16 protein-coding genes are annotated in these 16,404 nt (G+C 70.4%); 8 read left to right on the forward strand and 8 right to left on the reverse strand.

Annotated features, from left to right (window positions below):
* Positions 1-5 precede the first annotated feature (5 nt).
* From BLS95_RS15585 to BLS95_RS15595, 3 genes are all read right to left on the reverse strand, one after another.
* A complete protein-coding gene (locus BLS95_RS15585) occupies positions 6-1,298 on the reverse strand; it encodes a M6 family metalloprotease domain-containing protein (protein WP_143043714.1) in 1,293 nt (430 codons plus the stop codon).
* Positions 1,299-1,303: 5 nt separating this feature from the next.
* The gene (locus tag BLS95_RS15590; RefSeq protein WP_090931690.1) at positions 1,304-3,427 is read right to left on the reverse strand and encodes a Xaa-Pro dipeptidyl-peptidase; all 2,124 of its coding nucleotides are present in this window, start codon (positions 3,425-3,427) and stop codon (positions 1,304-1,306) included.
* 279 nt (positions 3,428-3,706) lie between these two features.
* Positions 3,707-4,264 (reverse strand): winged helix-turn-helix transcriptional regulator, encoded by a 558-nt coding sequence (locus BLS95_RS15595; protein WP_090931691.1) that lies wholly within the window; start codon positions 4,262-4,264, stop codon positions 3,707-3,709.
* A gap of 109 nt (positions 4,265-4,373) precedes the next feature.
* Between BLS95_RS15595 and BLS95_RS15600 the strand changes: the two genes are divergently transcribed.
* The 6 genes from BLS95_RS15600 to BLS95_RS15625 all read left to right on the forward strand — a co-directional run bounded on the left by BLS95_RS15600 (position 4,374) and on the right by BLS95_RS15625 (position 9,044).
* The gene (locus BLS95_RS15600) at positions 4,374-4,682 is read left to right on the forward strand and encodes a putative quinol monooxygenase (RefSeq protein ID WP_245765066.1); all 309 of its coding nucleotides are present in this window, start codon (positions 4,374-4,376) and stop codon (positions 4,680-4,682) included.
* Positions 4,679-5,707, forward strand: coding sequence for an NADP-dependent oxidoreductase (locus BLS95_RS15605; RefSeq protein WP_090931693.1), 1,029 nt, complete (start codon positions 4,679-4,681; stop codon positions 5,705-5,707). The genes BLS95_RS15600 and BLS95_RS15605 overlap by 4 nt, the downstream gene beginning before the upstream one ends.
* Positions 5,708-5,756: 49 nt before the next feature.
* Positions 5,757-6,515: an SDR family oxidoreductase gene (locus BLS95_RS15610; RefSeq protein WP_218135782.1), complete on the forward strand. Its 759-nt coding sequence runs from the start codon at positions 5,757-5,759 to the stop codon at positions 6,513-6,515.
* A 14-nt stretch (positions 6,516-6,529) separates the two neighbouring features.
* Positions 6,530-7,249 (forward strand): GNAT family N-acetyltransferase, encoded by a 720-nt coding sequence (locus BLS95_RS15615; protein ID WP_090931695.1) that lies wholly within the window; start codon positions 6,530-6,532, stop codon positions 7,247-7,249.
* Between the two features lie 108 nt (positions 7,250-7,357).
* On the forward strand, positions 7,358-8,308 hold the full coding sequence (locus tag BLS95_RS15620; protein WP_090931696.1) for an NmrA family NAD(P)-binding protein: 951 nt from the start codon (positions 7,358-7,360) through the stop codon (positions 8,306-8,308).
* Between the two features lie 88 nt (positions 8,309-8,396).
* Complete coding sequence (locus BLS95_RS15625) at positions 8,397-9,044, forward strand: winged helix-turn-helix transcriptional regulator (protein ID WP_090931697.1); 648 nt, start codon at positions 8,397-8,399, stop codon at positions 9,042-9,044.
* Positions 9,045-9,068: 24 nt separating this feature from the next.
* Here BLS95_RS15625 and BLS95_RS15630 read toward each other — a convergent pair whose 3' ends face one another.
* From BLS95_RS15630 to BLS95_RS15640, 3 genes are read right to left on the reverse strand one after another with little or no spacing between them, the layout of a single operon-like run.
* The gene (locus tag BLS95_RS15630; RefSeq protein ID WP_090931698.1) at positions 9,069-10,637 is read right to left on the reverse strand and encodes an ABC transporter permease; all 1,569 of its coding nucleotides are present in this window, start codon (positions 10,635-10,637) and stop codon (positions 9,069-9,071) included.
* Positions 10,634-11,524, reverse strand: a complete 891-nt coding sequence (locus BLS95_RS15635; RefSeq protein WP_090931699.1) for an ABC transporter ATP-binding protein — start codon at positions 11,522-11,524, stop codon at positions 10,634-10,636. The genes BLS95_RS15630 and BLS95_RS15635 overlap by 4 nt, the downstream gene beginning before the upstream one ends.
* Positions 11,521-12,147, reverse strand: coding sequence for a TetR/AcrR family transcriptional regulator (locus tag BLS95_RS15640; protein WP_143043715.1), 627 nt, complete (start codon positions 12,145-12,147; stop codon positions 11,521-11,523). Before BLS95_RS15640 ends, BLS95_RS15635 begins: the two co-directional genes overlap by 4 nt.
* Before the next feature lie 293 nt (positions 12,148-12,440).
* Between BLS95_RS15640 and BLS95_RS15645 the strand changes: the two genes are divergently transcribed.
* Positions 12,441-13,841, forward strand: a complete 1,401-nt coding sequence (locus tag BLS95_RS15645) for a HAMP domain-containing sensor histidine kinase (protein ID WP_176993206.1) — start codon at positions 12,441-12,443, stop codon at positions 13,839-13,841.
* A 56-nt stretch (positions 13,842-13,897) separates the two neighbouring features.
* On the opposite strand, the gene BLS95_RS15650 is transcribed toward BLS95_RS15645, so the two are convergent.
* The gene (locus BLS95_RS15650; protein ID WP_143043717.1) at positions 13,898-14,821 is read right to left on the reverse strand and encodes a hypothetical protein; all 924 of its coding nucleotides are present in this window, start codon (positions 14,819-14,821) and stop codon (positions 13,898-13,900) included.
* Between the two features lie 2 nt (positions 14,822-14,823).
* Positions 14,824-15,279 carry a sigma-70 family RNA polymerase sigma factor gene (locus BLS95_RS15655; protein WP_090931705.1) on the reverse strand — a complete coding sequence of 152 codons (456 nt, stop codon included), beginning with the start codon at positions 15,277-15,279 and terminating at the stop codon, positions 14,824-14,826.
* A gap of 331 nt (positions 15,280-15,610) precedes the next feature.
* Between BLS95_RS15655 and BLS95_RS15660 the strand changes: the two genes are divergently transcribed.
* Complete coding sequence (locus BLS95_RS15660) at positions 15,611-16,381, forward strand: DUF4097 family beta strand repeat-containing protein (protein ID WP_090931706.1); 771 nt, start codon at positions 15,611-15,613, stop codon at positions 16,379-16,381.
* The last annotated feature ends 23 nt before the right edge of the window (positions 16,382-16,404 follow it).

Genomic DNA, 16,404 nt, shown 5'->3' on the forward strand with positions numbered 1-16,404 from the left:
GGGCACTACTGCCGCTTGGTCACGACGACGGTGTCGGACTTGTCGGACTGGCGGATGACCTCGACGGTCGTCCCGTCCGGCAGGGTCAGTGCCGGGACGGCGCCGGTCTCCAGGGTCGCGAGGTCGAGGTCGTGGCAGGCGGCGGTCGGGGTGGATCCCGGGGACCCGTCGATGATCCGGACCGGCGCCTGTCCGGAGCGCGACGTCGAGTCGATGGAGTAGACCAGGACCCCCGAGCTGCACGCCTCGGTGTCATGACCGATCGCCCGGCGGCTCTCGATCACGTACGCGCTCGTCTCGCCGGTGCGTACGACCACCGCCTTGCCCCCGCCGGCGCGCTCCACCGGCCGGATGCGGTGCCGGGTCGTGCCGGGCTTCGTCACGCAGTCGATCTGGCCGTCGCGCAGCCAGCCGAGCTTCAGCTTGTGCCAGGCCAGGAAGTCCGGTTGCCGCCCGCCGATGTTGCCCATCAGGTCCCAGCCCCGGACGGCGGCGTGGGTCTCGCCGGGCTCGAAATACAGATCCGGGAGGCCGAACGTGTGGCCGGTCTCGTGGACCATGATCTTGAAGCCCCAGCTCCACATGTCACGCCCGAATGACACGCCGTGGTTCACCCACGTACCGTCGGCGGTGATGCGGTCGTCGCTCAGGTTGACGTACGCGGGCGACAGCGCGATGTTGACCGCGTTGCGCGACGGCACGACGTAGACCAGGTCGTAGTCGGAGAAGTCGACGTCCGCGTCCGCGAGTTCGACGGCCTGGCGGATGTAGCGCGTCTGGGTCCGCAACGGCATGGTCCGCGCGATCCCGTACTCGCTGTCCGCCAGCGGCATGCGGTACCACTTCGGCGCCGCGTCGATCCGCAGGTCGAGCTTTCCGGACGAGGAGGTCCGGAACCAGTCGGCGGCCGGCGCCAGGAAGTCCTGATAGGCCGCCGTGGTGTCGTACGGCGCCGCGTTGTCCTCGGCGCGGGCGTTCGGGAAGTCCACGAACAACATGACCGCCCGGACCTTCCCCGCCGGTCGCACGAACCGCTCCCAGTCGGTCTCGCGGCCCTCGTCGCCCCACCATCCCTTCCGGTGGTCGTCGGCCGGCACGCCGCCCACGCCGGGCAACGCACACCCCCGCGCCGGCCCGCCGGCGGCGACCGCCGCCCCTGTCGAGGCAGCTGCCTGCTCTGTCGAGGCCAGCGCCGTCGTCGCCGGCACGGTGGCGACGCCGGCTGCCAGGAGCAGCGCCCCGAGCAGCGAGCCGAGTCTCCGCAGGTCCGGCCTCCCGATCCGGCGACGGATGGTCACGGGCTTCACTTGCCGACCTCCGACCGGGCGGCGGCGCGGACGAGGGCGGACCGGTCGCGGGCGCTGATCACGTCCGCCGTGACGAGCCGGTCGGCGACCTCGGTCACGTGCCGGACGAACTGGCCGTGGTTCGGCCACTCCTCCGTGTCGAGGATGTGGTCGTTGACCGTGCAGGTGCCGGTCAGCGCCCGGTTCGGCACCCCGCTGTCGACCCCGCCGACCACCACCGTCGGCCGGGTGTCCGGCTCGGCGCAGACCGGCATCGCGAGCGGCCCGCCGACGACGGGCAGCTCGACCGACGTCCTGGCCAGGTCCACGGTGAGTACGGTGCCCGGCGCGGGATGCAGGGTGAACTCATGGTCGGTCGAGAAGACCATCAGCCCGATCCGGGACCCGGCGGGAATGACCTGGTCGTCCGGCTGCAACGGCACGGTCAGCTCGACGAACTTGCCGGGCTTGAGCGGCTCGCTGTGCCGCAGCGAACGGGTGTTCTGCGGGTCGGCCCAGCCCCGGGTGATGATGCTGGTCGTCGAGCCGCGGGTGCTGGACTCGCAGTCCGCGCCGCTGGTCCACGGCAACCGGACCAGCGCGAGCGACAGGTTCGCCGCCGGCTTGCTCGCGGCCAGCCGGATCCGGACCTGCGCGGTGCCGGAGATGTGCACCGGCGCGCTGAGCTCCGGAGTGACGTAGAGCAGCCGGTGCTCCGACACCTGGGTGGCCAGGGTGCCCGCGCCGCAGGCCAGGTTGCCGGCGTCCACGAGTTGCTCGGTGCCGCTGTCCGCCCGGGCCAGCGAGGTCAGCCCGCCGGTGGTGTTCCCGCCACTCTGCAACGTCAGGGTGACCGGCGACGCCGCCGGGTTCGGATAGTCGGCGTACGGCGTGAGCTGGTTCTGTCCCGACTCGTTGCGTACGATCCAGGCCCGAGCGTCCTGCTCGACGCCGTTGCGTACTCCGTAGAGGTAGCGGGTGAACCACCGGTTACGCATGTCCAGCGGCGGCGCACCGCCGTGCCCGCCCTGGTGGAAGTAGGACTGCACCGGTGTGCCCTGCTTCTTCAGCGCGTCGATGATCCGGACGCTGTGCTCCGGCACCACGTTCCAGTCGTTGAACGCGTGCGCCATCAGCGTGGCCGCCCGGACCCCGCGCACCGCGTTGAGGAGGTCCCGCCCCTCCCAGAAGTCGTTGTAGTCGCCGGTCGTCCGGTCCTGGAAACGGTTCATCACATCGACCCGGACGTGCTGGGCGCAGTATTCCCGGCGGTCCGGATAGCCACTGCTGATGTAGTCGAAGAGGTAGTCGATGTCCTCGCCCGGCCAGCCGCCCGGGTTCCTGACCAGCCCGTTCGAGCGGTAGTAGTGGTAGTAGGAGGTGTTCGGCGCGATCGGGATGATCGCCTCCAGCCCCCTGACCCCGGTCGTCGCCGCCGCGAGCGGAAGCGTCCCGTTGTACGACGTACCGGTCATCCCGACCTTGCCGGTGGACCAGTCGGTCGCCGAGACCCGCTCACCGCCCTCGACGCTGGTGTAGCCCTTCGCCCGGCCGTTCAGCCAGTCGACGACCGCCTTCGGTGCCAGCGACTCGTTGGCCCCGCCCACCGTCGGGCAACCCTCGGACAGTCCGGTGCCGGGCGAGTCCGAGTGCACCACCGCGAAACCGCGCGGCACCCAGGTGCTGACCTCGCTGGTGGACACGGCGGTGCGGTCCGGCCTGTGCGCGATCGGCGGCGGCGAGGTCCTGGGCGGAGGCTCCTGGCCGACCTCGGTGTTGACGTTCCAGAAGTACTGCCGCTGGGTCGAGGCCGTTCCGGCGTAGTACGGGCTGCTCTCGTAGACCACCGGCACCTTCAGCCCGCCGGCGGTCGGCCCCGGCCTGGTGACGTCCACGTGCATGCGGTCACGACGGCCGTCGCCGTCGGAGTCGAACTCGGTCTCGACCCATAACCGCTCCCGGATCCAGGTGCTGGGATCGGCGAACTCGGGCACTATCTGGGCCTGCCCGTCAACGAAGACCGGCCCTGGAAGTGGGTCGGCGGTGGCCGGCCCGGCGGTCCCCGCGGCGGCGGTCAGCGCCACCAGAGCCGGGACGACCAGCAGCGTGGAGATCCGCAGGCGCGGCCTTCCTCGCGTCATCGAATTTCACCCCATGTCAGCGCGCGACTGACGGAGCACCTGGTCCGACGGCATCGAAAAGGGCGCAGCACTGCCACCCGCGGTGCACATCGTGACCGGGTCGATTCTCCGTCTGGTCAGCCGACCGTATCCGGCGCGCCGATGCCGATCACCCGACACCTGACGGAACTTCGGCGGGCTCGCTTCGACCCCCGTAGCGACGGGGCGACGCGGGCCCCGCCACCCGCCACCGCCTGCGAAAACACACCGATCGGACAGCCCGCGGCGCCCGGTGCGGGCTCAGCTCAGCTCGCCACGGCCGGCCGGAATCGGGCGCGGCGCCGTGATCGGTTGGAGGAGTCGCCGTGGCGTGTTGATCGCGCTGGAGACGGCATCTCCCTCGGGGCCTTCCGGCTCGAATCCGGGTCCGGGTTCGAGCCGGATCTGCGGGACCGGGACCGTCGAACCGCAATCCTGGCAGCGTCCCTCGTGGTCGAGCAGCCCTCCGTCCTCGTCGTGACGGAAGGCGCGCTTGGCCCCGGCCGGAGAGTAGAACGTGTCACCCCAGCTCATCAGGGCACGCAGGACCGGCCACAGTGCCTCGCCCTTGGCGGTCAGTCGGTATTCGACACCTCCGCTCGCGTCATCCTCACGTACGAGCACGCCCTCCTGCACCAGGGACTTCAGCCGGCTGGTCAGGACGGCGCGGGGGATCTTGAGCTGCGCGACGAAGTCCCCGAACCGGCGCACTCCGAAGAACGCGTCGCGGATGATCAGGAGCGTCCACCGCTCTCCGACGACCTCCAACGTCCGCGCGAGTGAGCAGTTGCGGTCCGCGTAGGTGCTGGGGAGTGTCATGCTGCGATTCTACCCTCCCGGTTCACTCAGCGAACTACTACGTGCTACGGTCTCCACCAGCAGTAGTTCAGTCACTGAACCAGACATGTCGAGCGTGAGAGGCGGCCTCGTGTACCAGTTCCTTGTCTCCTTCACCGTCAGGCCGGAGCATCGCGACGATTTCGTCCGCGCGGCCAGGAGGACCGCGCGTGACTCCCTCGCGAACGAGCCCGGCTCCCACCGGTTCGAGGTCATCGCGGACGAGGAGAACCCGGACCTCCTCTACCTGAACGAGGTCTACACGGACGTCGAGGCGTTCAACACGCACGCCGCCGGCCCCTACTTCAGCGCGTTCTTCGCCGAGGCCGGCGCCTACGCCGAAGGCCCGACGTGGCTCATGAGAGGAACCCTCGTCGGCGACGGCCCCGCCGAGCCATGACCGGCCCCAAGGGTCAGCGGACCCGCCGGTACGTGCTCGCGCAGCGCCCCGCCACATCCACCGGGCCGCTGGAGGAAGGCGTCCTGCGTTACGAGGAGGACGTACCCGTACCGTCGCCGCAAGCGGGACAGGTCCTGGTGAAGGTCGAGTGGATGTCGCTCGACCCCGCCACCCGGAGCTGGATGAACGGCACCCCCGGCTCCCTGCCCCCGTCACCGCTGGGCGAGACCATGCGAGCCCTCGGCGCCGGCACGGTGAGCGCGTCGGAGCACCCCGACTACGCGGCCGGGGACCGGGTCTGCGGATTGCTGGGCTGGCAGGAGGATGCCGTGGTGCACGGCGCGACCCTGCGGCGCGTACCCGAAGGCGTGCCGCTGAACGCCTCCCTGAACGTCCTGGGCATCGCCGGCCAGACCGCCTGGCTCGGGTTGCACGACATCGGGCGGCCGCGCGAGGGTGACACGGTCGTCGTCACCGCGGCGGCCGGCAGCGTCGGCTCCATCGCCGTCCAGTTGGCGGTCGCCGCCGGCGCGCGGGTGATCGGCGTCGCCGGGACGCCGGCCAAGTGCGCATGGGTGCGGGAGATCGGCGCCGACGAGTGCGTCGACTACCGCCAGGAGAACGTGTCAGCGGCCTGCTCCTGGTTGTGCCCCGACGGAATCGACGTCGTCTTCGACAACGTCGGCGGGGCGATGCTCGATGCGCTTCTCCCGCACGTGGCGCCCAACGCCCGGGTCGTCCTGTGCGGCGCCATCTCCCGGTACGAGGGCGGACACGGCCCCGCTCCTCTGCACAACTGGTTCCACCTGCTGTTCAAGAGGGTCCGGATGGAGGGCTTCATCTATCTGGACCACCAGGCTCGCTTCGACGAGATCGAGGCCGATCTCCTGCCCCGGCTGCGCAACGGCGAGCTGCGCAGCCGGGAGCACGTGGTCGAGGGGCTGACCGCCGCCCCGGAGGCGCTGGGCATGCTCTTCGACGGCACGAACACCGGCAAGCTCCTCGTGCGAATCGGTCATTCCTGACCGGCGTTCGCCGCAAGGTCACCAAGGGGGAAGATCCATCATGTCGTCCGTGCTCATCACCGGAGCCTCCAAAGGCATCGGCCGAGCCATCGCCATCGAGCTGTCAGCCCGGGGCCACCGGGTGATCGCCACCGCCCGGCGCCCGGAAACGCTGGCCGACCTGCCTGTCGACCAGCGCCTTCGCCTTGACGTCACCGTTCAGGAAAGCGTCGACCAGGCCATCCGGGAAGCCGGCGACATCGACGTGGTGGTCAGCAATGCCGGCGAGACGGTACGCGCGCCTTTGGAGAGCGTCCCGCTCTCGGAGGTCGAACGGCTCTTCCAGCTCAACACCGTGGGTGCGCTGCGGGTGGCGCAGGGCGTGCTTCCGGCGATGCGTGAGAGGGGGGCGGGCCGCCTCGTCTTCGTCTCCAGCATCCAGGGGCGGATGGTGCTGCCGATGATCGGCCCCTACGGCGCCAGCAAGTGGGCACTGGAGGCGCTCGCGGAGACGCTCGCCATCGAGACCCGTCGCTTCGGCATCAAGGTGAGCGTGGTGCAGCCAGGCGCGGTCTCCTCGGGTGGCGGCGAGCGCGCCAAGGTGTTCCTGAAGGAGAACGACCCGTACACGCCGCTGTACGAGGCGCTCAGTGTCCTCCGTGGCGAGATTGTCACCCCGGAGGAGGTGGCCGCCACGGTGGCCGACACGATCGAGCGGCCTGACCCTCCGCTGCGCGTACCGGCCGGCGCCCCCGCCGCTCGAGTCCTGCGTGCCCGCAAGGAGGCCCCGGAGAGCGAGCCCTTCCTACCGGCCGAAATCGATTGGTGACCGAGCGACCAGCCATGACACGAGACAATCTCGACTCGGGACGGCCCCATCCGCTGGACAATTCCGTCCACTCGGCGCTGACCGGGCCGCACGCCCACTTCGCGCTGCGACGTGGGAACGTCCTGCGCTACCCGTCGGACGTGTCACCGTTCATGGCGTTGCCGGACTCCCCCGACGACGCCGACTGGGCGGACGTCGCGGCACTCGCCGGTCCCGGCGGGGTGGCCGGGCTGACCGGTCGCACGGTCGAGCCACCGGACGGCTGGGAGGTCGTGACCCGAGCCGCCCTGCTGCAACTCGTGGACGACGGGGTCGCCGCCGCGCCGGACGAGGAGGCCGTACGCCTGACCTCGGCGGACGTCCCGGAGATGCTCGCCCTGGCCGAACGCACCAAGCCGGGGCCGTTCCTGCCGCGCACGATCGAGATGGGCGCCTACCTGGGCATCCGCCACAGCGGGCGCCTGGTGGCGATGGCCGGCGAACGACTGCGCCTCCCGGGCTGGACGGAGATCAGCGGAGTCTGCACTGACGCGGGGTGGCGCGGACGGGGGCTGGGGACCCGGCTGGTGCTGGCTGTCGCGGCCGGCATCCGGGAGCGCGGCGAGCGGCCGTTCCTGCATGTGCTGGCGTCCAACACGAACGCCGTCCGGCTGTACGAGTCCCTGGGATTCCGGCTCCACCGCACCACGACCCTCGTGCTCACCCGGCCCCCGGCGGAACCACCGAGCCGCTAACCGGCCCGCGAGGCCATGACTCCCCAATCAGTTCACTGACTGAACTGCCCGTGCTACCGTGGTCACTGAAGCAGTTCAGTCAGTGAACTATGCAGGTCAGGAGCTCAGATGACCCACGACGACAGGCTGTTCCTGGTCACCGCCGCGACCGGCAAGACCGGAGGCGGCACGATCGACCTGCTGCTGCGACGCGGTCACCGCGTCCGGGCGATGGTGCACCGCGTGGACGAGCGCTCCCGTTCGCTGGCCGAGGCCGGCGCCGAGGTCGTCGTCGCGGACTTTCACGACCTGGACGGCGTGACGGCGGCGCTGGAGGGCGTCGCCGGCGCCTACCTGTGCCACCCGATCTCCCCCGGCCTCATCGAGGCGACCACCTACTTCGCCCAGGCGGCGACCGAGGCCGGCGTGCGGGCCGTGGTCAACATGTCGCAGATCTCCGCCCGCCGCGACGCGAGCAGCAACGCCGCCCGGCAGCACTGGCTGTGCGAGCGCCTGCTCGACCGGACCGACCTGCTCGTCACGCACCTGCGGCCGACGTTCTTCGCCGAGTGGCTGAAGTTGTGGTGGGAACTGCGGGACGGCGAGGGGTACCTGCGGCTCCCGTTCGGCGAGGGCCGGCACGCGCCGATCGCCTCGGTCGACCAGGCCCACGTGATCGCCGCGGTGCTGCTCGACCCCAAGCCGCACGACCGCGCGGTCTACACCCTGCACGGCCCGGTCGAGCTGAACCACCATGAGATCGCCCGGGCCATGTCCGGCACGCTCGGCATCCCGGTGCACTACGAGCCGATCAGCGTCGAGGAGTTCGCCTCGGCCATGGCCGAACGCGGCATGCCCGCGCACCGCATCCAGCACTTGAGCAACGTCGCCGTCGATTACCGGAACGGCGTGTTCGCCGGCACGAACGACAACGTCGAGAAGATCGGCCATCGTGCCCCGCTGTCAGTCGAACAGTTCGTCCTGGAGTACAGGTCCGACTTCGACACCAGCGGCCCGTACTTCGTCCCCGCTCCGCGCCCTTCGGCCGGCGGGATGCGAGAGCCGGGTACAGGACGGTGACGGTCGTTGTCACATCTACTTCATTTATACAAGTAAGCTTGTGTTGGCAGATCAGATAGCGAAGACGAGAGTTTGCTATAGTCGGCGCATGAGACGTCGTGATTACGGACAGTATTGCGGCCTGGCCCGAGCGCTGGAGCTCGTGGGCGAGCGATGGGCGCTGCTGATCGTGCGCGATCTCGCGGTGCGTCCGCATCGCTACACCGACCTGCTCGAAGGGCTGCCGGGCATTCCCACCAACGTGCTCTCCACGCGGCTCAAGGAGCTGGAGCAGTCGGGCATCATCGAACGCCGCATCGCGCCGGCACCGCAACGCGGCGTCCTCTACGCGCTGACCCCCGCCGGCCACGAGCTCGAACCGGCCATCTTCGCCCTCGGACGCTGGGGAGCCGTCCACATGGGCGAGCCGCGGCCGGGCGAGATCGTCACCCCCGATTCGCTGATCATGAACCTGCGGGCCATCTTCAACGCCGAAGCCGCGGCCGAACTGACCGCGAGCTGGGAGATCCACGCACCCGACCTGGTGGTGCACCTCGCTGTGACCGACGGAAAGCTCGAAGCCGACGTGGGCCCGGCCCCCGGCAAGCCCGATCTCGTGATCACCTTCCGGCCCGACGAGCTGCCCTCCTACCAGGAGCTCATCCAGGCGGCCAAGTGCGGCCTGGTCGAGCTGTCCGGCCGCCGCGATCTGCTGGAGACCTTCCTACGCCTGTTCACCCTCCCCCAGCCGGCCTGACTCACGTCGCCTGTCGTACCGGTTTCAGGCGGAGGGCATCAGGTCGCGGCGGCGCAGGAACGCCAGCCCCACCGTGGCGAGGGCGACGGCCATCACGGTCAGCCCCAGCAGCGCCGCCGATGACGAGGCGCCGCCCAGCAAGAGCGCCGGCACGTGCACGAACGGCGAAAGGTCCAGGATGATCCCCGTGGCCAGCTTGAACTCCGCCAGCAGATCCACGGCCAGGAAGAGTCCGAGCATGGTCCAGCTCAGGGCCGCCGCCAAGCGTGGCAGCATGCCGAACATCAGCGTCGCGATCCCGACCACGGTCCAGACCGCGGGCAGGTAGGCCAGCGTGGCCACGGTGACGCGGGCCACGTCGCCGTCGTAGGCGAGCCCCGCCGCCGCACCCAGCGCGCCCAGCAGCAGCACCGGGCTCACGATGGCGAACACCAGGTGGCTCAGCGCCCAGCGCAGCCGGCCGACCGGGGTGGAAAGCAGCAGCTCGGCCCGGCCCGCCGCCTCCTCACCACGGGCACCCAGCGCCGACACCAGCGCCGCCCCCGCGACGAGCTGACTGAGCACGTACATCACGAACGTGAAGAACACGTCCGAGATACGGGCGTCGGCACCGCCGATGGTCGCGGCCAGCTCCCGGAACTGCGGCGTGTCCAACTGCGTGTCCAGCCCGCGCGCCGCCACCCCGAGCAGGGCGCCCATCAGGCCGAACCCGATCGCGAAGCCCGCGAGCGTGTCCCGGTGCAGGCGAGCGGCCAGGCCGAATGGGCCCGTGAGCGTCCCGGCCGCGGGTCCGGGGCGGGCGGGCACCAGGCCGCCGGCCACGTCACGCCGCGTGGACAGCGCGAACGCGGCCGCCGCCAGGACGGCGACGAACACCGCGACCAGCCCCAGCACCCACCACTGGTCACCGGCGTAGGGTTTGGTCAGCCGAACCCAGCCGAACGGCGACAACCACGCCAGCCAGCCGATGCCGCCGGCGTCGGCCAGCGCGCGCAGCGCGAACAGCAGCCCGCCGACACCGATGGCCAGCTCGCGCGCCGTGCCGGAGGCGGCGGTGAGCTGCGCGGTGACGGCGGCCACGGCCGCGAACACCCAGCCGCCCGTGGCGGCGGACAGCCCGAACAGCAGCGACGACCCCGCGGGCAGGCCATTCGCGACCAGGGCGGGCACCGACAGCAGACCCAGCAGCAGGTTGGCGGCCAGCACGACCGCGAGCGCGCCGGCCAGCGGGGCGTGGCGGCCGATGACACCCGAGGACAGCAGCTCGCGCCGACCGGTCTCTTCCTCGACCCGGGTGTGCCTGATCACCAGCAGGATGCTGACCAGCCCGCCGATCAGCGCGAGGGACGAGCCGAGCGTCCAGGCGGTCAGGCCGCCGACGCTCGCGTCGTAGATCGGGCCGCGCATGGCCAACTGCGCGGGGTTGCTCGCCGAGGCCGTCGCGAAGGAGTCGCGGGCGGCCTGGTCGGCGTACAGGTCGGCGGTGGCCGAGGCGATGCCGGCCGGCAGCAGCGCGGTGATCGCGATCCACACCGGCAGCAGCACGCGGTCCCTGCGCACAATGAGCCTGATCAGGGCCCAGGTGCCGGTCATCTGGCGGCTCCCTCGTAGTGGCGCAGGAACAGCTCCTCCAGCGTTGGCGGCTGCGTGGTCAAGGTGCGTACGCCCGCCCTGGCCAGCTCGGCGAGCACCGCCGTGAGCGCGTCGCCGTCCACCTGGCAGCGCAGCCTTGCGCCGTCGACGGTCAGGTCGTGCACGCCGGGCAGGGCGGCCAGGCCGAGTGCCGGCCCGATCAGCTCGGCGGTCACCGACGTGCGGGTGAGGTGGCGCAGGTCGGCCAGGCTGCCGGACTCGACCGTACGGCCGGCGCGGATGATGCTGACGCGGTCGCACAGCGTCTCCACCTCCGACAGGATGTGGCTGGACAGCAGCACGGTGCGGCCGTCGCGCTTTTCCCGCAGGACGCACTCGTTGAAGACCGCCTCCATGAGCGGGTCCAGGCCCGCGGTGGGCTCGTCGAGAATCAGCAGTTCCACATCGGAGGCGAAGGCGGCCACCAGCGCCACCTTCTGACGGTTGCCTTTGGAGTAGGTGCGGCACTTCTTGCGCGGGTCGAGCTCGAAGCGCTCCAGCAGCTCGGCGCGCCGCCTGGGGTCCAGGCCGCCGCGTACCCTGCCCAGCAGGTCGATGACCTCGCCGCCGGTGAGCGAGGGCCACAGGGTGACGTCGCCGGGCACGTAGGTGAGCCTTCGATGCAGTTCGGTGGCCTCGTGCCACGGGTCGCCGCCGAGTAACGAGATCCGGCCGCCGTCGGCGCGCATCTGGCCCAGCAGAATTCGGATCGTGGTGGTCTTGCCCGCGCCGTTGGGGCCGAGGAAGCCGTGCACCTCGCCCGTCTTGACGGTGAGGTCGAGCCCGTCCAGGGCCTTGGTCTGGCCGAAGGTCTTGACCAGGCCGTCGGCGTGGACCGCGGCGTTCATTGGTGTCCCTCGAATTTCTCCAGGCCGGTCCGCGCCTGGTCGAACAGCTCGCGGCCGAGGAATTCCGGCCTGATCAGGTCGAGCTGCGCCTTGCCGACGCGCAGCACGCCCTGCGAGGCGTAAAGGTCCGTGCCCAGCGCGCGGGAGACGTGCTCGTGCAGCACCGTGATGCCCAGCTTCATCGCTGTCAGCACGGTCGCGCGGGCGCGGTGGTCCACCTCGGCGTGGTCGTCGCCGGCGAGATGCTCCTCCGTCACGCTGACGAGTTCGTCGAACATCGCGGCGGCCGCGGGGGAGCCGTCCACGAGCGCGCGGCCGAGGTATTTCATCAAGGGCGGCGCGGTCCGGTGCACGTTTTCGATGAATTCGGGCTTTTCCAGGTTGTGGTCGGTGATGCCCAGGTGGACCTGCTCGCGCAGGTAGCTGAGGACGTACTCGTCACACGCCTGTCTCAGCGCTTCCTTGCTGCCGAAGTGGTGCTGCACCAGGCCGGGCGAGACTTTGGCGGCCTCGGCGATCCCCCGGATGGTGGTGGCCTTGACCCCTTGCTCGGCGAACAGCGCCATCGCGGCGTCGCGGATGCGTGCGCGGGTCGTCAGATCCGCTTCAGTGATTGGTCGCACGTCCAACAGTCTATACAGACGTATTGCCCACCATGCAAGTGTTCAATGCATCGGCGTCGGAAGGGCATGTGAGGGCGGCGGCTCGCGAGCGCGCGCTCAATCAGGGACGCCGCCGCTGGTCAGATCTTGGGGACGCCGGGCGCAATGGCCTCTACCTGGACCGGCCCGCGCCGGCCACGGCCGCCGGATACGTGCTGATTTTGCCCATTTTTGGTCGTTATTCTTCCCGTGCTGGCAAGGACTTCGGCAAAGGGAACTCGCGGGGGCATCTGATCACGAGGGGTGATCAGAGAGTGAGCCGGTGGCATCACTGTTCGATCCGGACCCGCCTGGCCGTGATGGCCGGCGCGGTCATGGCGTTGCTGTGCACCGCTGTGGCGGTGTTCGTCGCGGTATCGGTACGCCACACCGAGGTCGAGTACCGGACGCAGCAGCTTCTCGCCTACGCGGTGGTCCTGGCCAAGCAGCTCCGCGAGCACACCGTGCCCGCCCGGCTGGCGACGGCCGGACCTGACACGGCGATTCAGGTGTTCAACCCGGCCGACACCATGGTCGCCGCCACCCCCGGCACGGCGGGCAAGCCGCCGATGACGAGCATGCGACCCGACGTCGACGCGTTCGCCACCACCACCTCGTGCGACACGCCGCAGTTCCCCGGCCGGTGCGCCATCGTCCTCGCCTATCCCTTCCACCGCTCCGACGGCGTCTATCAGCTCGACATGGCCGTTCCCGACGTCCCGTGGTACGTCGGCCCCGAGCTGCTGATCCCGATCACCCTCGGCTGGCTGTTGCTGGTGGGGGTCAGTGCCATGGGCAGCCGCCGGATCGTGGGCAAGACCCTGGAGCCGGTGAGCGCCATCAGCGGCAAGCTCGCCCAGATCACCGCCAGCGACCTCGGCCATCGGGTACCCGTGCCCAAGTACCGCGACGAGCTGCGGGATCTCGCCGAGACCGCGAACCGGACCCTGGATCGGGCCCAGTCGGCGATCGAGCAGCAGCTCCGCTTCGCCTCCGACGCCTCCCACGACCTACGCAGCCCGTTGACCGCCATGCGGGCCCAGATCGAGGAGGCGCTGATCTACCCGGGGGCGACCGAGTGGCCACAGGCCGCGGACGCGCTGCTGGAGAGCGTGGAGCGCATGCAGGCCCTGGTAACCGATCTGCTGCAGGTCGCCCGGCTGGACGCGGGCGTCACCAGCCGCCGCGAGGTCATCAGCCTGAGCGGCCTGGTACGGGCCGAGCTGGAGCGGCGCCGGGCCAAGACCACCCTGCGGCAGCACCGCCTCACCCCGGGGGTGATCGTGGACGGGTCGCGGACCGAGCTGACCCGGCTGCTGAACAACCTGCTGGACAACGCCGAACGGCACGCCACCTCCTCCGTCGCCGTCACCCTCGCGCTTGAGGCGGGCACCGCCGTGCTGGAGGTGTGCGACGACGGCGACGGCGTCGCCCACGAGCAGCGGGAGGTCATCTTCCAGCGGTTCACGCGGTTGGAGGCCTCCCGCGCCAGGGACGCCGGCGGCACCGGGCTCGGCCTGCCGATCGCCCGGCAGATCGCCGAGGCACACGGCGGCACCCTGACCATCGAGGACAGCCCCTTCGGCGCGCGGTTCGTGCTCCGCCTGCCCGTCCAGACGTCGCCCGACGCCGGTTCGACCAACACCAGGACGGAACCTCCCACCAACGAGCCCTGACCTCCCCGCCGGAGGCATCAGCGAGTGACGCCACGGCGGCCTCGCCCGAGGCCGATCTAGGGGCTGGGCCGGTCCAGGTCGAACGTCACGCCGGCCAGGCGGATCGTGCGCACCCGCGGGTCCTTGAGCAGCTCCCGCAGCTCGCGGACCGAGCTGAGCTGATCCACATAGCCGTAGGCGAGCCCGGCCTCGGCCGCCTTGCGCAGCCGGTTCAGAGACAGGTCGAAGGAGCGCAGGTTGGCGTCGTCGTGGTCACGCAGCAGGCCGACCCAGTCGCGGAACTGCGGCAGGCTGCCACCGCACGTTTCTTCGGTCATGTCGCCGCTCATGCCGCGGTCCAGCGGGTTGGTCCAGTCGCCGAAGCCCCAGGTGATCGGGAGGGAGCCGGGTCTGCGCTCGTACACGACCCGTTCGGCGCAGGAGCCGTACTGCTTCACGAACGCCTTCAGACCGGCCTCGCCGAGCGGCTGCTCGAACTCCACCACTGCCAGCGTGCTGAGGTCGGCGGGCAACCGGCCGAGCACCGCACGCACGTCGGCCTTGGCCGCCAGTCTGGTGCCGACGTCGAACAGGGACTGGGAAAGCCGGGTGTTGGCGGTGTGGCCCAGCGGCAGGCGTCCCACGCGGCCGAAGAAGTCCTGACTGATCGTGTACGACTCTCTCCCGACCGGCCAGGCTCCGACGGGTCCCATGGGATACACGGCCACCTCGAACGACATCGACACGGGACTGGTCTGGCAGCAGGATTCGCTCGCCACCGTATAGGCCGGGTTGTAGATCTTGAAGGCGGTGCCGAGCACGTCCTGCATGCGGCGTTCCCGGTCGCCGCGGGTCTGCACCAGGGACGAGCCCTCGGTCGCGGCCACCGCGAGCAGCGCCAGCACGGCCAGGACGATGGCGACCGTTCTGAACAGTCCCCGCCGGACCGCACGCCGGGTGCGCTTGGGGTCGAAGTCCGGCAGGTCTGGCATCTCAGGCATGTTCATTGGTTCTTCCCGTAGAGGTCGGCGAAGGCGGCCCTCGCCCGCCACACCGCAGTCTTGATCGAGTTGTGCGACCTGCCGGTCATCGCGGCCACCTCCACCATGGAGAAGCCCTCGAAGTAGACCAGCGTGAGCAGCCGGCACTGCTGCTCGGGCAGCCGCTCCAGCGCGTCGCGCACATCCAGCGATTCCACGTGCAGCGGCGGCACACCCAGCTCGTCGGGGTTCGGGAGGACCAGCTCGCGGCGGCTCCTGCGTACGTGATCCACCAGGACGTTGCGCGCGATCGTGAGCAGCCACGCCGCCGCGTTCTCCCCCCGCCAGCCGAGCAGTGCCCTGGTCGCCTTGACGAACGTCTCCTGCGCCAGGTCCTCGGCGAGATGCGGATCACGGGTCCTGCGCAGGAGGAACCCGCACACGAGCGGCCAGTGCTCGCGGTACAGCTCCTCGATGATGTCGCCCCCCGAACGGTTCCGATTGTCACGTCACATGCAGACGCCGCCGCGGCCGGAATGGTCACACGGCTTGCCGGTTGAGGTGTCGCACGGGTCGGCCCAGCAGGGCTGAGCCATGTCGCCCAGGCCAGGAAGAGCACGTGTCAGAGGCCGCGACAGGACGGTGACTGCCCACTGACAGGGCGGCGGGCGATCGTGGTCGCACTGACACAACGACCCGCTGACCTCGGAGGCAAGCCATGTCGCGGAACCTGAAGATCTCTGTCACCGACACCCAAGGCCCGGCCACCGCAGCCCTCGACGCCGCGTGACGGACCGCTGCAGTCACACCATGCCGACATTCGACACCCCCGAGCCGATCTCGGCGACGGTCGACATCGTCTTCGGGGACATCTGGTTCATCGCCGGCGACCGCGCCGACACCGTGGTCGAGGTCCGCCCGGTCGACCCGTCCCGGGAGGTGGACGTCGAGGCCGCCGAACAGGCCACCATCGAGTTCGCCGACGGAAGGCTGCTGGTCGCGCACCCGAAGCTGCGCACTGCGTTCACCACCAAGTACGGCTCGGTGAAGGTGCTGGTGGAGTTGCCGACCGGTTCGGACGTGCAGGGTGACACCGAGGAGGGCGAGTACCTCATCAAGGGCGCGGTCGGCTCCTGCCGACTGAGGAACGCCATCGGGGACATCCGGGTCGGGCAGGCCACCGGCGTACGGTTACGGACCGCCGGCGGCAAGGTGATCGTGGACCACGTGACCGGCCAGGCCGACGTCAGCGGGAACGGGGACATCCGGATACGCCGGATCGACGGCGGCGCGGTGGTCGAGAACGCCGGCGGCGACAGCTGGATCGGCGAGGTCGCCGGCGACCTGCTGGCGACCTCGACCGAGGGTGACATCACCGTCGAGGTGGCACATGCCGCGATCAGCGCCGGCACCGCCAACGGTCACGTCCGCGTGGGCGAGATCGGCAGCGGCACGGCCGACCTGTACGCCGCCATCGGCAAGCTGGAGGTCGGCATCCCGCAGGACACCGACATCCGGCTGGACGCGCCCACCTCGCCCGGCTACGGGCGGGCTCATCCAACGTTCACGAGACGAGCGTGACCTCGGCCGGCTCGCGCCAGTCC

The sequence above is a fragment of the Nonomuraea jiangxiensis genome (assembly GCF_900099965.1).
In the GTDB taxonomy this organism is placed as follows: domain Bacteria; phylum Actinomycetota; class Actinomycetes; order Streptosporangiales; family Streptosporangiaceae; genus Nonomuraea; species Nonomuraea jiangxiensis.